Source organism: Herbidospora galbida, from assembly GCF_005233835.1.
Classification (GTDB): Bacteria; Actinomycetota; Actinomycetes; order Streptosporangiales; family Streptosporangiaceae; genus Herbidospora; species Herbidospora galbida.
Map to the genome: position 1 here is coordinate 1 of NZ_SZQA01000039.1, position 23,307 is coordinate 23,307.

The following is a 23,307-nucleotide window of genomic DNA, read 5'->3' on the forward strand; positions in this document are numbered from 1 at the left end:
CGGCGGCCCCTGCGGGCGTCGCGGATCGCCCGGCTCGGCCTGCCGGTGCCGATCGCCGTCGGCGCGCGGTTCGCGCTGGAGCCCGGCCGCGACGGGGTGCCGGTCCGGCCCGCGCTGCTGGGCGCGGTCACCGGCGTGCTGGGGGTGCTGGCGGCGTTCACGTTCGCCGCCGGGGTCGAGGAGACCGGCCGGAACCCGGAGGCGTTCGGGCAGACCCACCAGTTCGTCCTGCCGCTGGGCGACGGCCGCGTGGACCTCGTGCCCGCCGAGGTGGTCGCGCGGGGGCTGGGCGCGCTCCGCGACGATCCCGCCGTCGCCGCTTTCACCGACACGCGCCTCGGCGTGGCCGTCTCGGGCGGCACGGCGGTGCCGCTGTTCTCCCGTCAGCCCGGCGGAGTGCGGGTGGTGACGATCGAGGGGGCGCCGCCGGAGAAGGCGGGCGAGGTCATGCTGGCGCCGCACAGCGCGCGGGACCTGGGGGCCGCCGTCGGCGACACGGTCACCCTCATGGGCACCCGCCCGGCGGCGCTGCGGGTGACCGGGATCGGGTTCGTGCCGGAGGCCAGCCACAACACCTACGCGTCGGGCGGCTGGGTCGCCGACGACACCTGGCACGCCCTGTTCGACGCGTTCAAGACCCACGAGGTCCTGATCACGGTCCGGCCCGGCACCGACCCGGCCGCGCTGCAGGCCCGGGTCACGGCGGCGTTCGGGCAGCCCGACGTGCCGCTCCAGCAGGTCGAGCCGCCCTTCCAGCTGAGCGAGCTCCGCCGGCACCGGGTGCTGCCGATCGCGCTGGCCGTCTTCCTGGCGGTCCTGGGGGCCGGCGCGGTCGGGCACGCGCTGGCCACGGCGGTCCGGCGGCGGGCCCACGACCTGGCGGTGCTGCGCGCCCTCGGGCTGACCCGGGGGCAGGCCCGGCTGGCCGTCGCCACCCAGGCCACCCTGCTGGCCGTGGCCGGGCTCGCGTTCGGCGTCCCGCTCGGGCCGGCCGCCGGCCGGGTGGTCTGGCGCGTCACCGCCGACGCCACCCCGCTGCTGTACGTCCCCCCGGTGGCCGCCTGGGCCCTGCTGCTGGTCGGGCCGGTGGCCCTGCTGATCGCCAACCTGCTGGCCGCGTGGCCGGGACGGACCGCCGCCCGGCTGCCGGCCGGGCTTCTCCTGCGAGCGGAGTGATCGACATGAACCGCGTCCTCACCGCGACCGTCGGGGGCGTCGCCGCGCTGGCGACGCTCGGCGCCGGGTTCAACGACACCGCCGACACCGCCAGCGCCGTGGTGGCCGCCGGGTGGGTGATCGCCGCCGCCGGGTGCCTGGCCTCCGGACGGCCCGCCGTCGCCCGGTGGGCGGGCCTGGTGGCCGTCCTCCAGGGCGCGGCGGCCGTCTGGCCGCAGGCGGTCCCGCTGGCCATCGCCGGGTGGCTCGGATTCGCCCTCGCCCTACCCGACGGCGGCCTGCGCAGCCTGCCGCGCCGGATCGTCACGGGCCTGGGCGCGCTGGCCGGGCTGGCGCTGACGCTACTGGTCGAGGTCTCCCCCGGCGGCTACGGGGCCGCCGCCGTCGTCGCGGCCGGGATCGGCACCATCGCGATCGTGGCCCGCTGCGGCCCGGCCTCGCCCCGGCAGCGGGCGGCGCTCCAGTGGACCGGCGCCGCGCTGCTGCTCGCCGCCGCCGCGGGCGCCGTGATCATCGGGCTGCACCTGCTGCTGGGGGTGCCGGAGACCCCGATGGCGTGGCTCGTCGGGGCGCTGGTGATCGTGCCGGTGGGCGCCCTGTTCGGGCATCTGCCGCCGACCGCGCACGTCGGGGAGAAGGCGCTGCTGGAGGCGGTGGTGGTCGCCGGGTTCGCGGTCATGATCGCCAGCGTCTACCTGGTGGTGGTGCTGGGCCTGGGCCGCCTCCCGGCCGAGAGCGAGCGCGACCTGCTGGTCTCCTCGATGGCGGCGGCGCTGGTGGTGGCGATCCTGGCCATCCCGGTGCGCAACCGCCTCCTGCACACCGCCCGCGCGATCACCGGCCGGGGCGGGGTGCCGCCGGAGGAGATCCTGGCCACCTTCGGCGCCCGCATGAGCCGCGCGGTCCCCTTCGACGAGCTGCTGCTCCAGCTGGCCGAGTCGCTGAAGGCCGCGATGGCCCCGGCGGGCGCGGAGATCTGGGTCGGCTCCGACGGCGTGCTCCAGCGCACGGTCAGCGTGCCCGACCTGCCGCCGGAGCGCATCACCCTCAACGACCGCGAACGCGTCATCGTCGGCCGCACCCGGATCGGCGGCCCGTCGTGGCTGGCCATCTGGCTGCCCGGCATGCTCCCGGAGAGCGGCGGCCTGGTCCGCGTCGCGCCCGCCGCCCACCTGGGCGAGCTCCTCGGCATGATCGTGGTGCGCCGCCCGCCCGACGCCCCGCCGTTCTCCGAGAACGACGACCAGGTGCTCGTGCAGCTGGCCCGCCAGGTGGGCCTGGCCCTGCACAACATGCGGCTCGACTCGGCGCTGCAGGCCAGCCTCGACGAGCTGCGCCGCCGCAACGAGGAACTCCAGGCCTCCCGCCTGCGCATCGTGACCTCCGCCGACGCCGCCCGCCGCGCCATCGAACGGGACCTGCACGACGGCGCCCAGCAGCACCTGGTCGCCCTGTCGGTCAAGCTCAGCCTGGCCGGGGAGATCATCGCCGAGGAGCCCGACGTCGCCCGCGCGATGATGTCCGAGCTCCGCGACGACGTGCAGGGGACCATCGCGGCCGTCCGGGAGCTGGCCCACGGCGTCTACCCGCCGCTGCTGCGCAACCACGGCCTCGACCAGGCGATGCGCTCGGCGGCGCGGCGGTCGGCGCTGCCGTGCGCGGTCGCCGTCGACCTGCCCCGGCGGTTCTCCGAGGAGACCGAGGCGGCCGTCTACTTCTGCTGCCTGGAGGCGATCCAGAACGCGGGCAAGCACGCCGGGGCCGACGCGGCCGTCGAGGTGGAGATCACCGCCGACGACAAGGTGCTGCGGTTCACCGTCGCCGACGACGGCGCCGGGTTCGAATCCGCTGGTGAGGGGCACGGCTTCGTCAACATGCGCGACCGGCTCGGCGCGATCGGCGGCACCCTGACCGTCGACTCGGCGCTCGGCGCCGGCACCACGATCCGCGGGGAGATCCCACATGCCTGAGTTCGATGCCGTCGTCGTCGGTTCGGGCCCGAACGGCCTGACCGGCGCGCTGGAGCTGGCCGAGTCGGGCCGCCGGGTCCTGCTGCTGGAGGCGGCCCCGACCTTCGGCGGCGGCCTGCGCAGCAGCGCCGAGCTCACCCTGCCCGGCTTCACGCACGACGTCTGCGCGACCGTGATCGCGACCGCGCTGGCCTCCCCCGCGCTCCGCGACCGGCTGCCCGGCCTGGGCGTGCGGCCCGTCCACCCGGAGATCCCGGCCGCCCACCCGCTCGACGACGGCCCCGCCGTGCTCATCCACCGCTCGGCCGAGCGGACGGCGGCGGAACTGGGCCGCGACGGCGCGGCCTACCTGGCCACCGTGGGCGCCACCGCGAGGGCGGGCTTCCCCTTGGTCGACACCCTGCTCGCGCCCCTCGGCATGCCGAAGGCGCCCCTGGCGCTGGTCCGCTACGGCCTCGCCGGCGCCCTCCCCGCCACGACCGCGGCCAAGACGCTGTTCCGAGGGCCCCGGGCCCGCGCCGCGCTGGCCGGGATGGCCGCCCACTCGATGCTCGACCTGCGCAGCCCCATCTCCGCCGGATACGGCGTGATGCTGGCCGCGATGGCCCACCTGGTGGGCTGGCCGGTGGTGGAGGGCGGCTCCCAGGTGATGGCCGACGCGATGGTGGCCCGGCTGCGGGAACTGGGCGGCGAGGCCGTCGCCGGCCACCGGGTGACCGCGCTGAAGGAGCTCCCCGAGGCCGAGACGGTCCTGCTGAACGTCACCCCGCGCCAGTTCGCGGAGATGGCCGACCTGCCCGAGGCCTACGCCCGCAGAATGCGGCGGTATCGCTACGGGCCGGGCGTGTTCAAGGTCGACTGGGCGCTCGACGGCCCGGTCCCGTGGCGTGACCCGGCGGTGGGGGCGGCCGGGACGGTCCATCTCGGCGGCACCCTGGAGGAGATCGCCGCGAGCGAGCGGGCTGCGGTGCGCGGACGGGTCTGCGACCGCCCCTACGTCCTCCTGGTGCAGCCTCCCGACCCGTCGCGGGCCCCGGAGGGCAAGCGCACCCTGTGGGCCTACTGCCACGTACCGAACGGCTACGACGGCGACATGACCGATGCGATCGAGGCCCAGATCGAGCGCTTCGCGCCGGGCTTCCGCGACCTGGTCCTGGCCCGCCACGTCATGGGCCCGGCCGCGCTGGAGAGCCACGACGCCAACTACGTCGGCGGGGACATCGGTGGCGGGGCGGCCGACCTGTTCCAGTTCGTCAGCCGGCCGGTGCCCTCGCTCCAGCCGTGGCGGACCCCGATCGAGGGCGTCTACCTCTGCTCCTCGTCGACCCCGCCGGGGGCGGGCGTCCACGGCATGGGCGGGCTGATGGCGGCCAGGTGCGCCCTCAGGCGGGCGGGGGTCAGGTCCTCTTTGCGGATGTAGCCCGCCGCCCCGCAGGTGGCGGCGTCGGGCGGCAGGTCTTCGGCCGCGTACGTGGACACCAGCACCACCGTGACGCCGGGCTGCCCGGCCAGGATGCGCCGGGTGGCCTCGACCCCGCTGATGCCGGGCAGGTTGATGTCCATCACGATCACGTGGGGACGGATGCGGGCCGCCTCGGCGACGGCGGCCTCCCCCGACTCCGCCTCGCCGGCCACGCGCCAGCCGGCGACCAGGGCCACCAGCCGCCGTGCGACGGCCCGGAAGGGCGCCTGGTCGTCGACGATGAGAACTTCGACGGACCCCATGGCAACCCATGGTGGCTCATGGGGCGCCCGTCGCTAAGGGTGTTACCCCTCCTGTTCCGACAGGTAGAGCAGCACGGCCAGCACCCGCCGGTTCACCTCGGGGGCGGCCTCCAGCCCGAGCTTGGCGAAGACCACGCTGATGTGCTTCTCCACCGATTTCTCGCTCAGGTAGAGGGTCTCGCCGACGGCCGCGTTGCTCTTGCCCTGGGCGATCTGGGCCAGCACGTCCCGCTCACGGGGAGTGAGCGCGGCGAGCGGCGAGGAGCGCCGCCGCAGCGAGTCGGCCAGGATCCCCTCGACGACGACCGGGTCGATGACCGACCCGCCGCGCGCCACCGCGCGAACCGCCTCGACGAGCTGGCCGGGCTCGCCCACCCGCTCCTTGAGCAGGTAGGCCCGCCCGGCGCTGCCGCCCGCCAGCAGCATCGTGGCGTAGGACGGCTCGGCGTACTGCGACAGGACCACGACGCCCGTCGAGGGCGACCCGGCGCGCAGCTTCGTGGCGGCCCGGATGCCCTCGTCGGTGGACGTCGGCGGCATGCGGACGTCGGTGACGACGACGTCGGGCCGGTGCTCCTCGACGGCGGCGAGCAGCCCGCCGAGGTCGGCGCACGCGGCCACGACCGTCAGATCGGGATCGCGGGAGAGCACGCGTTCCACGCCCTCGCGCATCAGGAGATTGTCTTCGGCGATCACGACCCGTAACGGCACGGGAGCAAGGTTATCCCGCGTGGGGAATCTGCCTCAGCCAAGCGCGGCGACGAAGGCGTCCACGTCCTCCTCGGTGGTGTCGAACGAGCACATCCACCGCACCTCGCCCGTCTCCTGGTTCCACGTGTAGAAGGGGAAGTCCTTGCGGACCCGGTCGGCCACCTCGCCGGGCAGGGTGGCGAAGACCGCGTTGGCCTGGGGCCGCCGCGTCACCGTGACATGCGGGATCAGGTCGGCCTTCTCGGCCAGCCGCGCCGCCATCGCGTTGGCGTTGCGGGCGTTGCGCAGCCACAGGTCCCCGGCGAGCAGCGCCTCGAACTGCGCCGACACGAACCGCATCTTGGAGGCGAGCTGCATGCTCGTCTTCCTGATGTACGGCAGCCCGCGCACCGCGTCGGGGTTCAGCACGACCACGGCCTCGCCGAGCATGAGCCCGAGCTTGGTGCCGCCGAACGACACCACGTCGACCCCGACGTCGGTGGTCAGCGCCCGCAGGGGCACGTCGAGCGCGGCGGCGGCGTTGCACAGCCGCGCCCCGTCGAGGTGCACGAGCATCCCGCGCGCGTGGGCGTGCTCGGTGATCGCGGCGATCTCGCCGGGCGTGTAGACGGTCCCGAGCTCGGTGGCGTTGGTGATCGTCACCACCCGGGGCTGGGCCCGGTGGACGTCGCCGAACCCCCATGCCTGCGTGTCGATCAGGTCGGGCGTGAGCTTCCCGTCGGGCGTCCTGACGGTGTGCAGCTTCAGCGACCCGACGACCTCGGGCGCGCCGCCCTCGTCGACGTGGACGTGGGCGGTGTCGGCGCAGATGACCGACTCCCACGACCCGCACATCGCGCGCAGCGACACCACGTTGGCGGCGGTGCCGTTGAACACCGGGTAGGCCTCGGCCCGTTCGCCGAAGTGCCGGCGGAACACGTTCCGCAGCGCGGAGGTGTAGACGTCGTCGCCGTACGACACCTGGTGGCCGCCGTTGGCGAGGGCGACGGCGTCGAGGATCTCGGGGTGGACGCCGGCGTAGTTGTCGCTGGCGAAGCCCTTCAGCGCCGGATCGTGGCGCCTGACCGCGTCAGTTCCCATGGGCCGTCAGATCCAGCCTGAGGCCGTTGGCCTCGGTCACCGGCAGGTCCCACAGACCGGCCAGGGCGTCGGCGAGGTCGGCGACGTCGGTGAAGTTGCGGAACGGCTTGTCCGGCGCGGCCCTGCGCATCGCGTCGTGCACCAGCGCCGTCACCACGACGATCGAGGCGGCGGCGCCGCTGCTCTTGAGCGCGTCGGCGAAGGCCAGCGTCCACGCCTCGGAGGCGGCCTTGGCGGCGGCGTAGCAGGCGTTGCCCTGCGTGGGGGCCTCGGCGGCCTTGGCCGACACGATCGCGAACCGGCCGTCGTCACTCGCCTTCAGCAGCGGCTCGAAGGCGAGCGTGACGTGCTGGAGGGTGCGGACCAGCAGGTCGTTGAGGTCGGCCCAGTCGTCGAGGCGCGTCTCGGCGAACGTCTTGGCCCCGCGCCAGCCGCCGACCAGGTGGAAGATCCCGTCGACGCGGCCGTGCTCGGCGCGCACGCGGGCCTCCAGGTCGCGTACCTGGGCGAGGTCGAGGAGGTCGACGGGGAGGCAGCCGTCGGCGCCCGAGCGGTCGACCCCGACGACGGTGTCGCCGAGGTCGGTGAACTTCTTCACCACGGCCCGCCCGGCGGGACCGCCCGCGCCCAGAACCAGAATGACGCGGCTCATCGTCAGTGGACACCCTTCGTCGATTCGATCACGTCGGCGAGCTTACGTCGCAGCGCCTCGTAGAACATGCTCAGGGGGAACTCGTCCGGCAGGACGGCGTCCACCATGGCCTTCTGCTCCTCCGGCAGGTCCCGCTTGGCCCACTTAGAGGCCGGGTGGGGCGCGACGTAGGCGGCGACGAGGTCGTGGGCGGCCATCCAGTGGGCCAGCTTCGAGCGGTCGATGCCGTCGCGGTAGAGCTTCTCCACCTCGGCACGCAGGTCGGCGACGCCGCCCGCGACCCGGTCCCAGGCGATCGACAGGCGGTTGTCGGTCCACCGGACGATGTCGTTGCGGTGCAGGAAGGCGAACAGCAGCTGGCCGCCGAGCCCGTCGTAGTTGCGCACCCGCTCGCCCGTGACCGGGAAGCGGAACAGCCGGTCGAACAGGATCGCGAGCTGCACGTAGCGGGCGTGCGGGACGCCGTCGGCCTCCAGCTTCACGGCCTCGCCGAACGCGGTCAGGTCGCAGCGCAGCTCCTCCAGGGAGTAGAGCCAGTAGGGCATCCGCTGCTTGATCATGAACGGGTCGAACGGCAGGTCGCCGTGGGAGTGGGTGCGGTCGTGCACCAGGTCCCACATCGTGAAGGTCTCCTGGGCGAGCTCCTGGGAGGCGACCAGGCGGGCGGCGTCCGGCGGCAGGTCGAGCTTGAGGGTCTTGGCGGCGGCGTCGGTCACCATGCGGAAGCGGGCGGCCTCGCGGTCGCAGAAGATGCCGCCCCAGGTGAAGCGCGGCGGGGTCTCCCTGACCACCACGGTCTCCGGGAACAGGACGGCGGAGTTGGTGTCGTACCCGGCGGTGAAGTCCTCGAAGGCGATCGGCACGAACATCGGGTTGTCGTAGCCCCCGGCCTCCAGGTCGGCCAGCCACTGCGGCCAGACGGTCCTGATCCAGACCGCCTCCAGGTTCCGGTTCGGGTTGCCGTTCTGGGTGTACATCGGGAACACCACGAGGTGCTCCAGCCCGTCGACGCGCTGCTCGTCGGGGTGGAAGGCGTTGAGCGAGTCGAGGAAGTCGGGCTTCCCGCCGGTCTCGGCCCACTTCGCCAGGTCCTTCCGCACCTCGGACAGGTAGACCTCGTCGTGCGGGAACCGGGGGGCCAGCTCGGCGACCTCCGCGGCGACCCGGCTGATCAGCGCGGTGTCGCCGGTGAAGGTGCCGTCCTTCTCCGTGTACGGCCGCAGCGCCTCGACGGCCTCCTTGAGCGCGCCGAACTCCGGCCGGCCCTCGGCGGCGGCCGCGTCGGTCTCGGGCGACCGGGCCGCCCAGGTCACGAGGTTGCCCCACAGCCGCGCGTGGTCGAGGTCGCCGATCGAGTCGTCGCCGAACAGGTCGGAGTCGGCGACCACGACGACCCGGCCCGCCTTGAACGGCAGCGCGACGGCGAGCGGCGCGTTCGCGGGGGTGGCGCTCCCCGACGTCTGGAACAGGGCGGTCGCGCCGGGGGCGTCCAGGACGCCGGCGCGGTAGAAGCAGGCCCGCTGCACCCCGGCCAGCACGTCGGCCCCGTCGATCGAGGCGCGCACCGGCTCGCCGAGCACCCAGGAGGCCACGTTGTTGAACCGGTTCGCCGGGTCCTGGACGGTCGTGTGCACGACCCTCACGCCGAAGCGGGACAGCAGGTCACCCAGATTGGTGCCGTACTTCTCCTGCTCCTCCTCCGCGAGGACGACGAGCCCTCCCCCGGCCGCCACGAAGGCCTCGACGGCGTCGATCTCCTCCGGCGTGAACTCGGGGCTGCCGAGGCCGGTGGTGCGTTCCCAGCGCTGGGCCGACGGATGGGCGATGACCAGCACGTCCTGCCCGTCGAGGACAAGTGTCCCGTCCGTGTGGGCGGAAACCTGGTGCCCCAACCGGCGGAGAAGGTCGGCCGCACGGGCGTAGGAGTTGTCGTCGGGATGCCCGGGGTTCATCGCCTGTGCGACGTCGCGCCGGATCGTCCATGCCTCGCTGTGGCCCTCGTCGAACAGCACCTTAGGGAACGCAGTCATGAAATTTCTCCTGCTATCGATACCTCTTGACGAAAAATATATGCCAATGTCCGGATGTAACCGCAAGTCACTCTCTGGAGTGACACCGAATCACCCTCATTAGGGACGTTGTCCCGCGTCCCGGGTCCGTAACGTCCGCCGCGTTGAGAGATACCCGAGGGGGATTCGAGAGATGTTCAAGAGCACAACCGGCTTCCGGCGCTGGGCCACCGGTCTCCTGCTGATCGTTTCGCCGCTGTTGCAGTTCGTCGCGGTGGTGGTCGACCCCGGCACGTGGGGCGACATCCGCGAGTCGGTGAGCTACCAGGACAACCCGGCCATGGCGCAGCTCCAGTCGGCGCTGTACCACTGGTCGTGGATGCTGCTCCCGGTGGCCCTGATCGGCGTCCTGCACTTCGCCCGTAAGCGCGGCGCGGTGCTCGCCCACATCGGCGGGACGATGGCCGTGATCGGCTTCCTGGCGCTGTCGGCGCTGCTGATGGTCGACCCGGTCGAGTGGTACCTGGGGCAGCACAACACCCCCGAGCAGGCCGCGAAGATCTTCGACGAGATGTTCAACCTGCCCGGCGTGGTCTTCGGCTTCCAGATGCCGTGGCTGTTCTTCGGCCCGATCGGGGCCGGCCTGGTCGCCATCGCCCTGTGGCGGGCGAAGTTCGCCCCGCTCTGGACGACCATCCTGATCCTGATCGGCTGGTGGGTCGGCTTCGTCCTGGAGTACGGCCCGGTCACGCTGTTCACCTGGGGCGTCCCGGTGATCGCCTTCGGCTACTGGGGCGTCAAGATCCTGCGCATGTCGGACGCGGAGTGGATCTCCTACTACCCGACGGCCCCGGGCGTGACCACACCCGACTCGTACGCGAACACGACCGCCTGAGCGCGGTCGCGCAGGTTCAGCTTCATCAGCACCCGCGCGACATGGGTCTTGACCGTGGCCTCACCGACGAAGAGCGCGCTCGCGATCTCGGCGTTGGTGAGGCCTTTGGCGAGCATGCGGAGCACTTCCAGCTCACGCGGCGTCAGCTCGGCGAGCTGCGGCGGCCGGACCGGCTCGTGGCGGCCGGCGAAGGAGGCGATCACCCGCGTGGTGACCGCCGGGTCGAGCAGCCCGTCGCCGGCGGCGACCACCCTGACGGCCTCCACGAGCTGCTCGGGCGGCGACACCTTGAGCAGGAAGCCGCTGGTCCCGGCCCTGAGGGCGGCGTAGAGGTTCTCGTCGGTGTCGAAGGTGGTCAGCATGATGACCTTGGGCGGGCTGGGGGTTTCGAGCAGCTGCCGGGCGGCGGTCAGGCCGTCCATGCGCGGCATCGAGATGTCCATCAGGACGACGTCCGGCCGCACCCGGCGGGCCACCGCGACGGCCTCCACGCCGTCGGCGGCCTCGCCCACGACCTCCATGCCCGGCTCGCTCTCCACCACCATGCGGAGACCGGCCCGGATCATGGCCTGGTCGTCGGCCAGGACGATCCTGATGTTCTCGCTCATACCAGGACAACTCCCGGGGACGTCGGCAGCACCGCGCAGACGCGGAACCCGCCCTCTTCACGCGGCCCCGCGTCGAGCGTGCCGCCGAACAGCTCGGCCCGCTCGCGCATGCCGATGAGGCCGTTGCCGGTCGACAGCCCGTCGGTCCCGGTGGCCCTGCCGTTGTCGGTCACCTCCAGGGTGACCGAGAGCGGGTGATAGGTGATCTTGATCTGTACGTCGGCCTCACCGGCGTACTTCACCGCGTTGGTGAGCGCCTCCTGGACGATCCGGTAGGCCGACAGGTCGAGGCCGGGAGCCAGCCGCACCGGCTCGCCGGCGACCGTCAGGGTGACCGTCAGGGGGGTGTTGCTGACCGTGGAGATCAGGTTCTGCACCATGTCGAGGCCGGGCTGGGGCAGCGCCTCGTCCTGCGGCATCCGCAGCGCACCCAGCATGACCCGCAGCTCGTTGACGGCGTCGCGGCCGGCCTGCTCGATGCCGGTCAGCACGGGGTTCTCGCCGCCCTGCGCGCGGCGCAGCCCGGCGGCCTGCATGACCATCATGCTGACGCTGTGGGCGACCACGTCGTGCAGTTCGCGGGCGATCCGGCTGCGCTCGGCGGCGACCGCCTCGGCGGCCCGGCGCTCCCGCTCGACCTCGGCCAGCGCGGCCTCCTTCGCGGCCCGCTGCGCGCGCACCAGCCACGCCCGCACGGCCACGCCCGTCAGATAGGCGAAGCCGAACATGACCGTGAGGTAGATCGCCTCGGAGATCGGCAGCACCCGCATGTCGACCGCGCCCACGTCGAAGATCAGGATTCCGCCTCCGGCCCAGGGGCCGCCCTTTCGCAGGTTCAGCCGCGCGCCCAGCCCGTGGAAGCCGATGAGCAGGGCCATCAGCTGGTGGACCTGACAGGCCTCGTATCCCTGGCGGTGCCAGAGGAACTGGAGCAGCACCGTGCCGACGAACACCAGGATCGGCGCTCCGCGCATGAAGCAGAGCAGACCGCCGGCGATCAGGGCCTGCGGGATCCACCAGAGCTCGGGATTCTGGGCTGCGCCGTAGCTGGTCGCGGAGGTGAAGGCCTCAAGAATGCCGACGGCCGCGACGGCGGCGCCGATGAGGAGGTCGCTCCGTGAGGGCGCGGGGATGCGGAGGGCCATGGTGGCAGATTAGTGTGTCCTGGTCGCCCCGCGAAGCGGCAGGTCGCCACCTTCGATCCGATTGCAAGTGAAATGCAAGCCTTGGCGTGATCCTTGGCCGGTATCAGATGAGTTTCGGTGACCGTGTGAACCCTTGCCGGGGTTTCCGGCCACTGAGACGCTGGAATTCGTCGTTCATCGGTAAGGAGGCGGACATGCCCCGCCTGGCAGTCATCGCGGGGCTCGGTGCCCTCGGTGTCCTGGGCATGCCCTTGTTGCATCCCCACCCCAGCGGATCGACCGACCGGGTCACACCGGGGGCCGTCCGGGTGGAGTCCGAGTCCACGGTCTCCGTCACCCTCATCGACGACCGCGCCCGTCTTCAGCGCTTCGAGCGCGAATACGAGGTGGAACTGGCGACGGGCAGCGGATTCACCGTCACGCCCGACGGCGTGATCGTGACGGCGACCCAGGTCGTCCGGTCCGACAAGGACCTGCAGGTGTACGCCGCCAACCGGGTCTTCGCCGAGTACTTCAAGGTCGACGTCCCGGCCGACTTCGACCGTCACACGGTCGACGACCCCGACCTCAACATCCGCCTGCAGGCCTGTTATCCGCCGCGCACCCAGAACTCGACCTGCAACGCCACGGTCGAGACGAAGGTGACCGCCTTCCCCTACCTCGACCCGGCGCTGCCCGAGGGCCTCGCGGCCGAGGTGCTGTCGGCGGGCGACACGCCGTCGGCCCCGGCGGTGCTGAAGGTCAACGCGGGCCCGAAGAACAACCTGCCGACCGTGCCGATGGGCACCACGATCGGCGCCGAGGTCGAGTCGGTCGACGTCATGACGCTGGCCACCCGCCCGTCGGCGAAGGCGCCGCCGAAGATGGACACGGCCCACTTCGACCCGCCGGGCAGCCGCAACTTCAAAGCGGCGGAACGTGACAAAATCGACAAACTCATCGAAGCAGGCGCGATCGGCGCCGCGGTGATCGACGACCGCAAGAGCGAGGTGGTCGGGGTGCTGTCGGGGGGCGGCAGCCTGCCCGCCACCGTGACGCCCGTCGACGAGATCCGCACCGCCCTGGTGGCGGCCGGGGTGACGCCCCGCCGGGGACCCGTCGACGTCGTCTACGAACAGGCGCTCGCCGCCTACCACAACAAGCTCTACGCCAACGCGGCGCCGGTGCTGCAGCAGGTGCTGACCCTGCGGCAGGACCACGCCGTGGCGCTCGACTATCTCCGCGTCTCGAAGGCCAAGGCCAACACCGCCGAAGACGCGGCGAAGAAGAAGCCCTCGCCCGTCGCCGTCCCGGCGCCTTCGCCGGGGGTGGCGTCGTGGATCTGGATCACCGGGGGGGTCGTGCTCGTGGGGGCCGTCATGGCCGGGTCGGTGCCGTTCCTGCTGCGGCGCCGGCGCAACGGGGTGGACCAGCAGGACACATCGGGGGAGAACCACGCGTTGGTCACGTCATGGCCGGCCCAGACGGAGGTCTACCGCACTCCGAATCCCGGGCAGCCCGTCATGGACATCTCCCCTGCGGGAGGTCAGCCGCACGTCTCCAACCCCGGCTCGAACCCGGGCGGGACGTCGAAGAAGTTCTGCACCCAGTGCGGCATGCGGCTGGGCCACGCCCACCGGTTCTGCGGCTTCTGCGGTCATCCGTCGGACGCGCCATGAGCGCCGAACTGCCGGCGCTGGTGGGGCAGCGGATCGGCGACTACACGATCGAGGCGGTGGTCGGCCGGGGCGGCATGGCCACCGTCTACCGCGCGCGCGACCAGCGGCTCGGCCGCGCGGTCGCGCTCAAGGTGCTGGCCCCGCAGCTCGCCGAGGACAGCCGGTTCCGCGACCGGTTCGTGCGCGAGTCGCGGCTGGTGGCCTCGATCGACCACCCGCACATCATCCCGATCTACGAGGCCGGCGAGCACGACGGGATGCTGTTCATCGCGATGCGCTACGTCGACGGCGGCAGCGACCTGCGCAAGCTGGTGCAGTCCAACGGCCCGCTGCCGGTGGCGCGGGCCAACCACCTGTTCTCGCAGATCGCCTCGGCCCTCGACGAGGCCCACGCGAACGGGCTCGTGCACCGCGACGTGAAGCCGGCCAACATCCTGGTCACCGGCAACGACCACGTCTACCTGACCGACTTCGGCCTGACCAAGAGCTCCTCGGCCGACACCGGCCTGACCAGCCACGGCCACTTCATGGGCACCCCGCGCTACGTCGCGCCGGAGCAGATCCGGGGCCTGCCGGTCGACGGCCGCGCCGACGGCTACGCCTTCGCGTGCGTCGTCTACGAGGCCCTGGCCGGGCTGCCGCCGTTCCAGCGCGACACCGAGCTCGCGCTGCTCTACGCGCACGTCTCCCACGACCCGCCGCCGCTGACGCCCTACCGGCCCGACCTGCCCCACACGGTGAACCAGGTGTTGTCGCGGGCGCTGTCGAAGTCGCCGCTCGACCGTTACCCGACGTGCACGGCGTTCGTCTCGGCCCTGCGCGACGCGATCAGCGGCACCGAGGGCGATTTCCCCAGCCCGGTGTCGGGCCCGCGGCAGTCGTGGCCCTCGACGCCTCCGGGGACCGTCTACCAGAACCCGATCTCCAACCCGCCCTACACGCATCCGTCGCACCCCTCCCACCCCTCGCGGGTGTCGCAGGTGGCGACGGCCCCGGCCGGGGTGCCGCAGAAGAAGAAGTTCCCGCTGGTCCCGGTGGTCGGCGGGGTGCTGGCCCTGGGGCTGATCGCGGCGGGCGCGGTCTACATCGTCAGCCAGAGCGGCGGCGACGGGCAGGCGTCATGGAACACGTTCCCGGGCAACGTCGCGGCCCCCTACAGCTTCGACTACCCGTCCACCTGGACCCGCAAGGACTACTCCGACCAGCACGTCACCATCGCGGCCTCGGCCGACGCCTTCGACGCGCTGTTCAGCGTGCCCGGCAACCCCGACTGGTCGGGGGTCAACCCGATCATCACCGGCTCCCCCGACAAGTCGAGCGGCGTGATCGCCCAGACCACCGACACGATCTCGGCCGGCGACGCGCTGGAGTCGGTGCAGGCCGGGCTCCAGGCGACGCTGCCCGGCGTGGTGTCGATCCCGGGCGCGCCCGAGCCGACGTCGGTGGGCGGGCAGCCCGGGTTCAAGGTCAGCGGCTTCCTGAGCGACGCGGCCGGCGCGGGGCGGCTCGACTTCCGCAGCTTCCTGGTGACCCGGACCGGCCAGCCGTCGGCGCTGATGACGTTCTTCTGCCCGACGGCCAAGTGCGACGACACGATGATCACCACGATCATCTCGAGCGTGAAGTTCACCCAGTAGGGCGGCGCAGGTGCACGACGGGCCGCCCGGCCGGTCCGGCGCCGATGCTCACGCGGGCGCCGAAGTGACGGGTGACGAGGTCCTCGGTCAGCACCTCGCCGGGGCCGCCGGCCGCCACGGCCGTGCCGCCGCTCATCAGGAGCAGGTCGTCGGCGTACTGGGCGGCCAGAGTGAGGTCGTGCAGGGTGCTGACGACGGTGAGGCCGTCGTCGCGGCGCAGCCGGTCGACCAGTTCCAGCACCTGCTGCTGGTGACCGAGGTCCAGGGCCGTGGTCGGCTCGTCGAGGAGCAGCACGGGCGCCTGCTGGGTGAGCGCGCGGGCCAGCACCACCCGCTGGCGCTCGCCGCCGCTGAGCCGCTCCAGAGGCCGCGCGGCCAGGCCGGTGAGGTCGAGGCGGTCGAGCACCGCGCGGGCGGTCTCGGTGTCGCGGGCGCTCTCGCGCCCCCAATAGGGGATGTACGGCGTCCGCCCCAGCAGGGCGTACTCGTGGACGGTCATGTCGGGCGGCAGCAGCGGGCTCTGCGGCGCGTAGGCCAGCACCCGGGCGCGGTCGCGGGGCGCGAGGTCGCGTACCGGACGGCCGCCCACGGTGATCAGCCCCGTGTGGGGCAGCAGGCCCATGACGGCCTTGAGCAGGGTCGACTTCCCTGCCCCGTTGGGCCCGATGACGGCCAGCCAGCGGCCCTCGCGGGCGGTGGCGGTGACGCCGCGCAGGACCGGCCGCCCGCCGAGGTCCACGCCCACGTCGGTGATCTCGACGGTCACGTCTCCACCTTCCGGGTGGCGCGCAGGATGGTGACGAAGAACGGCGCGCCGACGAACGCGGTGACCACCCCGATGGGCAGTTCGGCGGGGGCCAGCACGGTCCGGGCGATCAGGTCGGCCGTCACCAGGAACGCCCCGCCCGCCAGCAGCGACAGCGGCAGCACCACGCGGTAGGAGCCCCCGGCCAGCCGCCGGACGGCGTGCGGCACCACGACGCCGACGAACCCGATCAGCCCGCCGGCCGACACGGCGGCGGCGGTCGCCAGCGAGGCCGCGACCAGCACGACCAGCCGCACCCGTCCGGCCCGCACGCCCAGCGCGCTCGCCTCGTCGTCGCCGACCGACAGCACGTCGAGCAGCCGCCCGTGCAGCAGCAGGATCGCGGCGGCCACCACGGCGTAGGGCGCGCACATGGCGACCTGCTCCCACCCGCCGCCGACGTCGCCGAGGATCCACGCGTAGACGCGCTGCAGCTCCTCGACCTTGAGCTGCTGGAGGAAGGTCTGGATGGCGGTCAGGAACGACGTCACCGCCACCCCCGCGAGCACCAGCGTCGCGGTGCCGCCGCCCCGGGTGGCGGTGTGCCCGAGCCCGTAGGCCAGCAGCACCCCGCCGGCCGCCCCGCAGAACGCCGCGAGCGGCACCGCCGCCCCGTCGCCCACGGCCACGATGACCAGCGTGACCGTCAGCCCGGCCCCCGCGGCGGCCCCGAGGAGATAGGGATCGGCCAGCGGGTTGCGGAACACGCCCTGGTACCCGGCGCCCGCGACCGCGAGCAGCCCGCCGACCATGGCGCCGAGCAGCACCCGGGGCAGCCGCAGCTCGAACAGCACCCCGGTCTCCAGCGGCGTCAGCCCGGAGTGGGCCGACACGAACGGCAGCCGGTCGGCCAGCGCCAGCAGCACCCCCTTGAGGGGCAGCCCGGCCGCGCCGACCATGAGCCCGGCGGCCATGCACGCGGCCAGTACGACAGCGGCCCCCGCGAAGACCACGCCCTTACGCATCAGCGCGCCGCCTTGGATCCGGCGCGAAGAAGCCCCGGCACGGGTCCGCCCGACCAGCCTGCACCTCGGCCGTGAAGCTCCGGGACATCAGCCCGCGGCCTTGGCCACCCCGGCGCCGATGGCCTCGGCCAGGTCGACCACGCGGGGGCCCCAGCGGGAGGCGACGTCGTCGTCGAGTTCGACCACGTCGCCGTTCTCGACGGCCTTCAGGCCGGACCAGCCGGGCCGTTCGGCCAGGGCCTTGGCGTTCTGCCGGCAGCACTTCACGTCGGCCAGGAAGATCAGGTCGGGGTCTGCCTTGGCGACGAACTCGGCCGAGAGCTTGGGGTAGCCGCCGGCCGCGTCGGGGGCCGCGTCGGCGATGTTCTCCAGGCCGAACAGGGCGTAGATCTGGCCGATGAAGGTGGTCGAGGTGGCGGCGTAGGGGGTGACGTCGAGCTCGTGGTAGTAGGTGAGCTCGGCCTTGGGGGCGGCGGCGGCCAGGTCGGCGAGCTTCTGCTTCATCCCGGCCACGACCTCGTCGGCCTTGGCCCGGTTGCCGGTGGCGGTGCCGAGCTTCTCGATCTCGGCGTACGCGTCGTCGATCTCGGTGGCGGCGGTGAGCACCAGCACCGGCACGCCGACCTTGCCGAGCCCGGCGACCACGCCTTCGAGGTCGTTGGAGACGATCACCAGGTCGGGGTTGCGCCCGGTGATGGCCTCGACGTTGGGCTTGAAGCCCGACAGGTCGGTCTTGGGGGCCTCGGCGGGGAAGTTCGACTGGTCGTCGACGGCGGTGACCTGCGGCCCCGCGCCGATCGCGAACAGCGACTCGGTGGCGGTGGGCGACAGCGACACGATCCGCTGCGGCTTGGCGGGGATCGTCACGGGGCCGTTGGCGGCCTGGACCGTCACCGGGAAGGGGCCGCTCGAAGCGGCCGGGGCGGCCGAGGCGAGGGGGGCGGGGGCGGGGGTGGCGGTGTCATTGCTGCCGCAGCCGGACAGCAGGGTGACACCCAGCAACACGCCCGCGATGGCCGTGCGAAGGGGCCTCACGAGTTTCCTCCGGAGGAGTTGCCGGGAAACGAGAGACCCGGGGACGGATCACCCTTTCCACGAGGGCGGACGACGTCGGCGACGACGCAGGCGACCTGGCTCACCCTCGGAGGAGGGATCACAGTTGCGGGAACAGCGCCGGGTTCACACCGGACTTCGCTGCGGCGTCACGCGCCCCATAGGTTACCAACAGCCTCTTTGCCGGAAACGTGAGGCTATGCTGACCGCATGGTGCGGCGGACCGTCACGGCGACCGGGCGGCTTCTGCTGGGACTTCTCCTCGTCCCCCTGTGCCTGCTGGCCCTCGCCGTCACCTTCTTCACCCTCGTCGTCTCGGCGACCTACCTCGGGCTGATCCTGCTCCCCTTCGCGATCCGGCTGAACCGGGCCGTCGCGTCGCTGGCCCGGCGGAACGCGGGGGCGTGGCTCGGCACGCCGGTGACGGCGTCCTACCACCCCATCAGGGGCGGCGTCCTCGCGCGGGTGCGCGTGGTGATGGGCGATCCGCAGACCTGGCGCGACCTCGCCTTCCTCGCCCAGCACGTGGTCACCGGCCCGTTCGGCGCGATCCCGGCGGTCGCGTTCTGGGGCGCGCTCGGCTGGGCGCTGTCGCTGCCGCTGTGGTGGGACGCGTTCGGGCCCGACCACCACATCTACCTGCCGTGGGCGCTCGACTCCTGGGCGACGGTGGCGTTCACCGTCCCGTTGTTCATGGCGCTGGTCGCGGCCGCCGGGTTCCGGGTCGTGCCGCTGGTCGCCGAAGGGCTGTCGCAGCTGGCCAGGTCGCTGCTCGCGACGCCGCAGCACGTACGGCTGGCCGAGCGGGTCGCCGAGGCGCTCGACGCGCACGGCCACGAGCTGCGCCGCATCGAGCGCGACCTGCACGACGGCGCGCAGGCCCGGCTGGTCTCCATCGCGATGCGGCTCGGCATCGCCGAACGCGTCCTGGCCACCGACCCGGGCAAGGCCGCCGCGCTGATCACCGAGGCCCGGCAGAGCACCGAGGAGACGATGACCGAGCTGCGTGAGATCATCCGCGGCATGTATCCGCCGATTTTGGCCGACCGGGGCCTCCCGGGCGCGGTCGCGGCGCTGGCGGCCCGCTCGCCGGTGCCGGTCGAGACCGAGACGGCCGACGTGGGGCGGCTCCCGGCGGCGGTCGAGGCGGCGGCCTACTTCGTGATCGCCGAGGCGCTGACGAATGTGGCCCGGCACAGCTCCGCCACGAAGGCGACGATCGTCGTCCGGCGTACGGAGAACCGGCTGACCGCCGAGGTCACCGACGACGGCCGCGGCGGCGCCGACGAAGACGGCGGATCGGGCCTGGCCGGCATCCGCCGCCGGGTCAGCGCCTTCGACGGGGTGACCACACTGACCAGCCCGCCCGGCGGGCCGACGACGCTGCGGGTGGAGCTGCCGTGCGAGTGATCATCGTCGAGGACAGCGTGCTGCTGGCCGAGGGCCTGACGCTGCTGCTCAACACCGAGGGCCACGAGGTGGTCGCCACCGTGGGCACCGCCGACAAGTTCCACGCGGCGGTCGACGAGCACCGCCCCGACATCGCCGTGGTCGACATCCGGCTGCCCCCGACCTTCCGCGACGAGGGCGTGCGCGCCGCCGTCGAGGTCCGCCGCGTCCACCCCGGCCAGCCGATCCTGGTGCTGTCCCAGTACGTCGAGCAGACCTACGCGACCGAGCTGCTGGCCGGGGGCGGCGGCGGCATCGGCTACCTGCTGAAAGACCGCGTCGCCCGGGTGTCGGAGTTCGTCGAGGCGCTGGAGCGGGTGGCGAAGGGCGGCACCGCGATGGACCCGGAGGTCATCGCCCAGCTGCTGGTCCGCCGGCACGCCCACCCGATCGACTCGCTCACCCCGCGCGAGCGCGAGGTCCTGTCGCTGATGGCCGAGGGCCGCTCCAACGCCGACATCGCGGCCTCGCTCGTGGTCACCGAACGGGCCGTCCACAAGCACGTGGGCAACATCTTCGCCAAGCTGGGCCTGCCGCCGAGCGACAGCGGCCACCGCCGCGTGCTGGCCGTCCTGGCCTATCTGAGCGGGGTGTAGCCAGCACCACCACCCGGGGTGGCGGAGGCCGACGATCAAGTCGGGTGCCCGCGGGACCGACTTCGGCGGCCGTTCTCGGGAGGCTCAAGGGGACTCGATTCCCCCCGAAGGCGGCCCCCCATGTCGATGACCCACCCCCATCCCGTCCATCCCGTGGCCTCGCCGCGCGACCCGTTCGTCGACGTGGTCCGGGTGCTCGGCATGGTGCTCGTCGTGGTGCAGCACTGGTCGATGCCGGTGCTGCTCGACCGTGGCGGCGACCTGGTCACCGGGAACGCGCTGGCGTCGGCGCCGCTGGTCACGTGGGTCAGCCAGGTGATGCCGCTGGTGTTCTTCGCCGGGGGCGCGGCCAACTACCTGAGCTGGACGTCCCGGCCGCAGAGCGCCGAGAAGTGGATCGGCAAGCGGGTGGTGCGGCTCGGCTGGCCGGTGCTGCCGCTGATCGCGGTGTGGCTGCCGCTGCCCTACCTGCTCGGCGCGCTGGGCGTGCCGGCGCAGCCGCTGGAGGTGGCCTCGCGGCTGGTCGGCCAGCTGCTCTGGTTCCTCGCCGTCTACCTGCTCGCCGTCGTCGCGACGCCGCTGCTGTCGCGGGTGCGGGCGGGGGTGCTGGTCCCGGCGTTCGCCGCCGGGGCGCTCGCCGTCGACGCGCTCCGGTTCTCCGGGTTCGAGGCCGCCGGATACCTGAACGTCGTGTTCGTCTGGCTCGCCGTCCACCAGATCGGGTTCCTGTACGCCCAGGGCAGGCTCGCCCGCCTGACCGGCCGCAAGGCCCTGGGGCTGGCGGCCGCCGGGTTCGCGGCGACGGCGGCCATGGTGGTCGCCGGCCCCTACCCGGCCAGCATGATCGGGATGCCGGGCATGCCGTCGAACATGGCCCCGCCCAGCGCCGTGATGCTCGCGGTCTTCGCCGGTCAGCTCGGCCTGGCGCTGTGGGCCCGCGAGCGGCTGAACCGGGCGCTGCCCGCGCCGGTGCTGGCCTGGCTGGCGCCCCGCATGATGACCTTCTACCTCTGGCACATGACGGCGCTCATCACCGTCGGCGGCGTCGCGTTCCTCGGCTTCGGCGCGCGGACCCCCGAGCCGTGGTCGGCGACGTGGTGGCTGCTGCTGCCGGTCTGGCTGGGCTGGCTGGCGCTGGTGCTGGCCGTGCTGACGGCGCTGATGGCGCGCTTCGAGGCGGCTCCCCCGGCGAGCCCGACCCGGGCCCGGACGGTCGCGGCCGTGGGCCTGTCGGCGGCCGGGCTGCTCACCCTGACCGTCACCGGGTTCACGCCGGGCACGTTCGTCCCGGCCGCAGGCAGCGCCGCGCTCGCCCTGGGGCTGGCTCTGCTGCTCAGGCGGAGAGCTGCCGTTCCGCTTCCGCGATGATCCGCTGGAGGCGCAGCCCGTGGGCCGCGTCGAGCGGGTGGCCGCCGCCGCTTCGCACCGTCTGGGCGAACTGCGCGACCATCCGCTCGAAGGCGTCGTCGCCCAGCATGGCCCCGAACAGCGTGGCCGACCCCTTCCGGCCGAACACCTCGACGCGGGCGTCGGGCAGGTCGCCGGTGGCGGCCATGGTCAGCGACGCCTCGCTGACCGCGCCCGTCTCGTGCTCCAGCAGCAGCCCGACCCAGCCGAGGGAGTTGCCGTGGGCGCGCACCCCGGCGATCGGGCCGAGCGCCGCGTCGAGCAGGTCGAGCATGTGCGGGCCGACGTCGAGGATCGCGCCGCGCTCCAGCCGCCACGGCGTCGCGAACGGGCCGCCGTGCAGCGCTCCCCCGATGTTGGCGGCGTATCCGCCGAACGGCTCGATCCCGGCGGCCTTCTCCAGGAAGGCGGTGGTCGCGGTGGCGTACCGGAAGGAGAAGACCATCTGCGTCGCCACGCCGGCCTCGGCGACGGCGTCGGCGAGCCGCCGGGCGCCGTCGAGGCTGTCGGCCAGCGGCTTCTCCAGCAGCAGGGCCTTGCCGGCCTGCGCGGCCAGCACCCCGAGCTCGGCCTGCACGCCCGGGGGCACGCAGAACGCCACCGCGTCGCAGTGGTCGAAGAGCTCGTCGAGCAGCTCGAACGAGCGGGTGCCGTGCCTGGTGGCGAGCTCGCGCGCGGCCTCGGGGCGGCGGGCCCAGATCCCGGCCAGCCGGGTGTCCGGCCCGGCGGCGAGCTTGGGCGCGTGGATCATGCCGGCCCACGGCCCGGCTCCGATCAGCCCCACAGATACCGGTTCCATCTGCTGTCCCCTTTGTCGCGACACGTACGCGATCAGAGACTATCGACCGGATACCGGGAATCATGGGGCTGGTGAACATCATCCTGCTGCGCCACGGCGAGACCGAATGGAGCAGAGCCGGCCGCCACACCGGGCGAACCGACATCCCGCTGACCCCCCACGGCGAGGCGCAGGCCCGTGCCCTGAACACCGTCGTCGGAGGCCGCGACTTCGAGCTGGTGCTGGTCAGCCCGGCCCAGCGGGCCGAGAAGACGGCCGAGCTGGCCGGGCTCACCGAGTGGGAGACCGACCCCGACCTGTGGGAGTGGGACTACGGCGGCTATGAGGGCGTCACCACGGCCACCATCAGGGAGTCGATCCCCGGTTGGTACATCTGGCGCGACGGCGTCATCCCGGGCGACTCGGCCCACCCGGGTGAGAGCGTCGACCACGTCGGCGAGCGCGCCGACCGGGCGATCACCCGGGCCGTCGACGCGCTCACCGGTGAGGACAGTTCGGTGCTGCTCGTGGCGCACGGCCACTTCCTGCGGGTGCTGGCGGCCCGCTGGCTCGGCCTGCCCGCCTCCGAAGGGAGGCTGCTCCGGCTCGACACCGGCACCTACTGCTCACTCGGCTACGAGCACGGCGAACGGGTCGTCCTGTGCTGGAACTCCCCGATCGACGAGGACCCGGTCTAGGAGTTGACGGGCGCGGGCTGCGGTCCGCGCCCGGTGAGCCATTCGAGGACCTTGCGGTGTCCCCGGCGGGCGTCTTCGAAGTGTCCCCAGCGCCAGTAGCGGGGCTGGTCACGGACCCCGGTGACCCACGTCCGGTACGCCACCGGCCGCGGCTTGCCGTCATGGGGATCGGCCGCCGAGGCGACACCGTACGTCCTGATCACGACCCGGCCGCCGGGTGCGAAGAGCACGTCGTCGGCGACGGGATACAAGGTCATCTGGTCCAGCATGGGATCCATGCTGCCGGACCC

Annotated in this window: 22 protein-coding genes and 1 riboswitch; of the genes, 10 read left to right on the plus strand and 12 right to left on the minus strand. The window is 73.0% G+C overall.

Translation table 11 applies throughout. From position 1 onward, the window contains the following. From FDA94_RS31545 to FDA94_RS31555, 3 genes are all read left to right on the plus strand, one after another. The coding region (locus FDA94_RS31545) for an ABC transporter permease (protein WP_137250715.1) at positions 1-1,176 on the plus strand (1,176 nt) is incomplete at its 5' end. A gap of 5 nt (positions 1,177-1,181) precedes the next feature. Beyond that, complete coding sequence (locus FDA94_RS31550) at positions 1,182-3,146, plus strand: sensor histidine kinase (protein ID WP_137250716.1); 1,965 nt, start codon at positions 1,182-1,184, stop codon at positions 3,144-3,146. Further along, complete coding sequence (locus tag FDA94_RS31555; RefSeq protein ID WP_137250717.1) at positions 3,139-4,566, plus strand: phytoene desaturase family protein; 1,428 nt, start codon at positions 3,139-3,141, stop codon at positions 4,564-4,566. The genes FDA94_RS31550 and FDA94_RS31555 overlap by 8 nt, the downstream gene beginning before the upstream one ends. On the opposite strand, the gene FDA94_RS31560 is transcribed toward FDA94_RS31555, so the two are convergent. From FDA94_RS31560 to FDA94_RS31580, 5 genes are read right to left on the minus strand one after another with little or no spacing between them, the layout of a single operon-like run. Further along, on the minus strand, positions 4,452-4,871 hold the full coding sequence (locus FDA94_RS31560; RefSeq protein ID WP_137250718.1) for a response regulator: 420 nt from the start codon (positions 4,869-4,871) through the stop codon (positions 4,452-4,454). The genes FDA94_RS31555 and FDA94_RS31560 overlap by 115 nt on opposite strands. 42 nt (positions 4,872-4,913) lie before the next feature. Next, a complete protein-coding gene (locus FDA94_RS31565; RefSeq protein WP_137250719.1) occupies positions 4,914-5,582 on the minus strand; it encodes a response regulator transcription factor in 669 nt (222 codons plus the stop codon). Positions 5,583-5,615: 33 nt separating this feature from the next. Then, entirely contained in the window at positions 5,616-6,662 is a 1,047-nt protein-coding gene (locus FDA94_RS31570; protein ID WP_137250720.1) for a threonine aldolase family protein, read from the minus strand. Then, positions 6,652-7,314, minus strand: coding sequence for an SDR family NAD(P)-dependent oxidoreductase (locus FDA94_RS31575; RefSeq protein ID WP_137250721.1), 663 nt, complete (start codon positions 7,312-7,314; stop codon positions 6,652-6,654). Before FDA94_RS31575 ends, FDA94_RS31570 begins: the two co-directional genes overlap by 11 nt. Before the next feature lie 2 nt (positions 7,315-7,316). Beyond that, a complete protein-coding gene (locus FDA94_RS31580) occupies positions 7,317-9,344 on the minus strand; it encodes a DUF6421 family protein (protein WP_137250722.1) in 2,028 nt (675 codons plus the stop codon). Positions 9,345-9,516: 172 nt separating this feature from the next. Here FDA94_RS31580 and FDA94_RS31585 point away from each other — a divergent pair, with 172 nt between their 5' ends. Beyond that, a complete protein-coding gene (locus FDA94_RS31585; RefSeq protein WP_137250723.1) occupies positions 9,517-10,218 on the plus strand; it encodes a hypothetical protein in 702 nt (233 codons plus the stop codon). On the opposite strand, the gene FDA94_RS31590 is transcribed toward FDA94_RS31585, so the two are convergent. Beyond that, the gene (locus FDA94_RS31590) at positions 10,161-10,826 is read right to left on the minus strand and encodes a response regulator (RefSeq protein WP_137250724.1); all 666 of its coding nucleotides are present in this window, start codon (positions 10,824-10,826) and stop codon (positions 10,161-10,163) included. The two genes, FDA94_RS31585 and FDA94_RS31590, sit on opposite strands and share 58 nt — an antisense overlap. Beyond that, positions 10,823-11,971, minus strand: a complete 1,149-nt coding sequence (locus FDA94_RS31595; protein WP_137250725.1) for a sensor histidine kinase — start codon at positions 11,969-11,971, stop codon at positions 10,823-10,825. Before FDA94_RS31595 ends, FDA94_RS31590 begins: the two co-directional genes overlap by 4 nt. A 194-nt stretch (positions 11,972-12,165) precedes the next feature. On the opposite strand from FDA94_RS31595, the gene FDA94_RS31600 reads away from it, so the two are divergent. Next, the gene (locus FDA94_RS31600; protein ID WP_137250726.1) at positions 12,166-13,629 is read left to right on the plus strand and encodes a S1C family serine protease; all 1,464 of its coding nucleotides are present in this window, start codon (positions 12,166-12,168) and stop codon (positions 13,627-13,629) included. After that, complete coding sequence (locus tag FDA94_RS40755; protein WP_246060255.1) at positions 13,626-15,266, plus strand: serine/threonine-protein kinase; 1,641 nt, start codon at positions 13,626-13,628, stop codon at positions 15,264-15,266. The genes FDA94_RS31600 and FDA94_RS40755 overlap by 4 nt, the downstream gene beginning before the upstream one ends. On the opposite strand, the gene FDA94_RS31610 is transcribed toward FDA94_RS40755, so the two are convergent. The 3 genes from FDA94_RS31610 to FDA94_RS31620 all read right to left on the minus strand — a co-directional run bounded on the left by FDA94_RS31610 (position 15,256) and on the right by FDA94_RS31620 (position 18,071). Next, positions 15,256-16,032, minus strand: a complete 777-nt coding sequence (locus FDA94_RS31610) for an ABC transporter ATP-binding protein (protein WP_137250727.1) — start codon at positions 16,030-16,032, stop codon at positions 15,256-15,258. The genes FDA94_RS40755 and FDA94_RS31610 overlap by 11 nt on opposite strands. After that, positions 16,029-17,036 (minus strand): FecCD family ABC transporter permease, encoded by a 1,008-nt coding sequence (locus FDA94_RS31615; RefSeq protein WP_137250728.1) that lies wholly within the window; start codon positions 17,034-17,036, stop codon positions 16,029-16,031. Before FDA94_RS31615 ends, FDA94_RS31610 begins: the two co-directional genes overlap by 4 nt. A gap of 87 nt (positions 17,037-17,123) precedes the next feature. Beyond that, positions 17,124-18,071, minus strand: coding sequence for a helical backbone metal receptor (locus FDA94_RS31620; protein WP_137250729.1), 948 nt, complete (start codon positions 18,069-18,071; stop codon positions 17,124-17,126). A gap of 72 nt (positions 18,072-18,143) precedes the next feature. Continuing rightward, positions 18,144-18,277: riboswitch (cobalamin riboswitch) on the minus strand. Between the two features lie 22 nt (positions 18,278-18,299). Here FDA94_RS31620 and FDA94_RS31625 point away from each other — a divergent pair. The 3 genes from FDA94_RS31625 (at position 18,300) to FDA94_RS31635 (ending at position 21,502) form a co-directional block, all read left to right on the plus strand. After that, entirely contained in the window at positions 18,300-19,499 is a 1,200-nt protein-coding gene (locus tag FDA94_RS31625; RefSeq protein WP_137250730.1) for a sensor histidine kinase, read from the plus strand. After that, positions 19,490-20,134 (plus strand): response regulator transcription factor, encoded by a 645-nt coding sequence (locus tag FDA94_RS31630; RefSeq protein ID WP_137250731.1) that lies wholly within the window; start codon positions 19,490-19,492, stop codon positions 20,132-20,134. The genes FDA94_RS31625 and FDA94_RS31630 overlap by 10 nt, the downstream gene beginning before the upstream one ends. Before the next feature lie 120 nt (positions 20,135-20,254). Next, a complete protein-coding gene (locus FDA94_RS31635) occupies positions 20,255-21,502 on the plus strand; it encodes an acyltransferase family protein (RefSeq protein ID WP_137250732.1) in 1,248 nt (415 codons plus the stop codon). Here the strand turns inward: FDA94_RS31635 and FDA94_RS31640 are convergent. Next, a complete protein-coding gene (locus FDA94_RS31640; protein ID WP_137250733.1) occupies positions 21,468-22,340 on the minus strand; it encodes a Gfo/Idh/MocA family protein in 873 nt (290 codons plus the stop codon). The genes FDA94_RS31635 and FDA94_RS31640 overlap by 35 nt on opposite strands. Positions 22,341-22,408: 68 nt before the next feature. Here FDA94_RS31640 and FDA94_RS31645 point away from each other — a divergent pair, with 68 nt between their 5' ends. Further along, the gene (locus FDA94_RS31645) at positions 22,409-23,017 is read left to right on the plus strand and encodes a histidine phosphatase family protein (protein ID WP_137250786.1); all 609 of its coding nucleotides are present in this window, start codon (positions 22,409-22,411) and stop codon (positions 23,015-23,017) included. On the opposite strand, the gene FDA94_RS31650 is transcribed toward FDA94_RS31645, so the two are convergent. Further along, on the minus strand, positions 23,014-23,274 hold the full coding sequence (locus FDA94_RS31650) for a hypothetical protein (protein ID WP_231515285.1): 261 nt from the start codon (positions 23,272-23,274) through the stop codon (positions 23,014-23,016). The two genes, FDA94_RS31645 and FDA94_RS31650, sit on opposite strands and share 4 nt — an antisense overlap. Between the last annotated feature and the right edge of the window lie 33 nt (positions 23,275-23,307).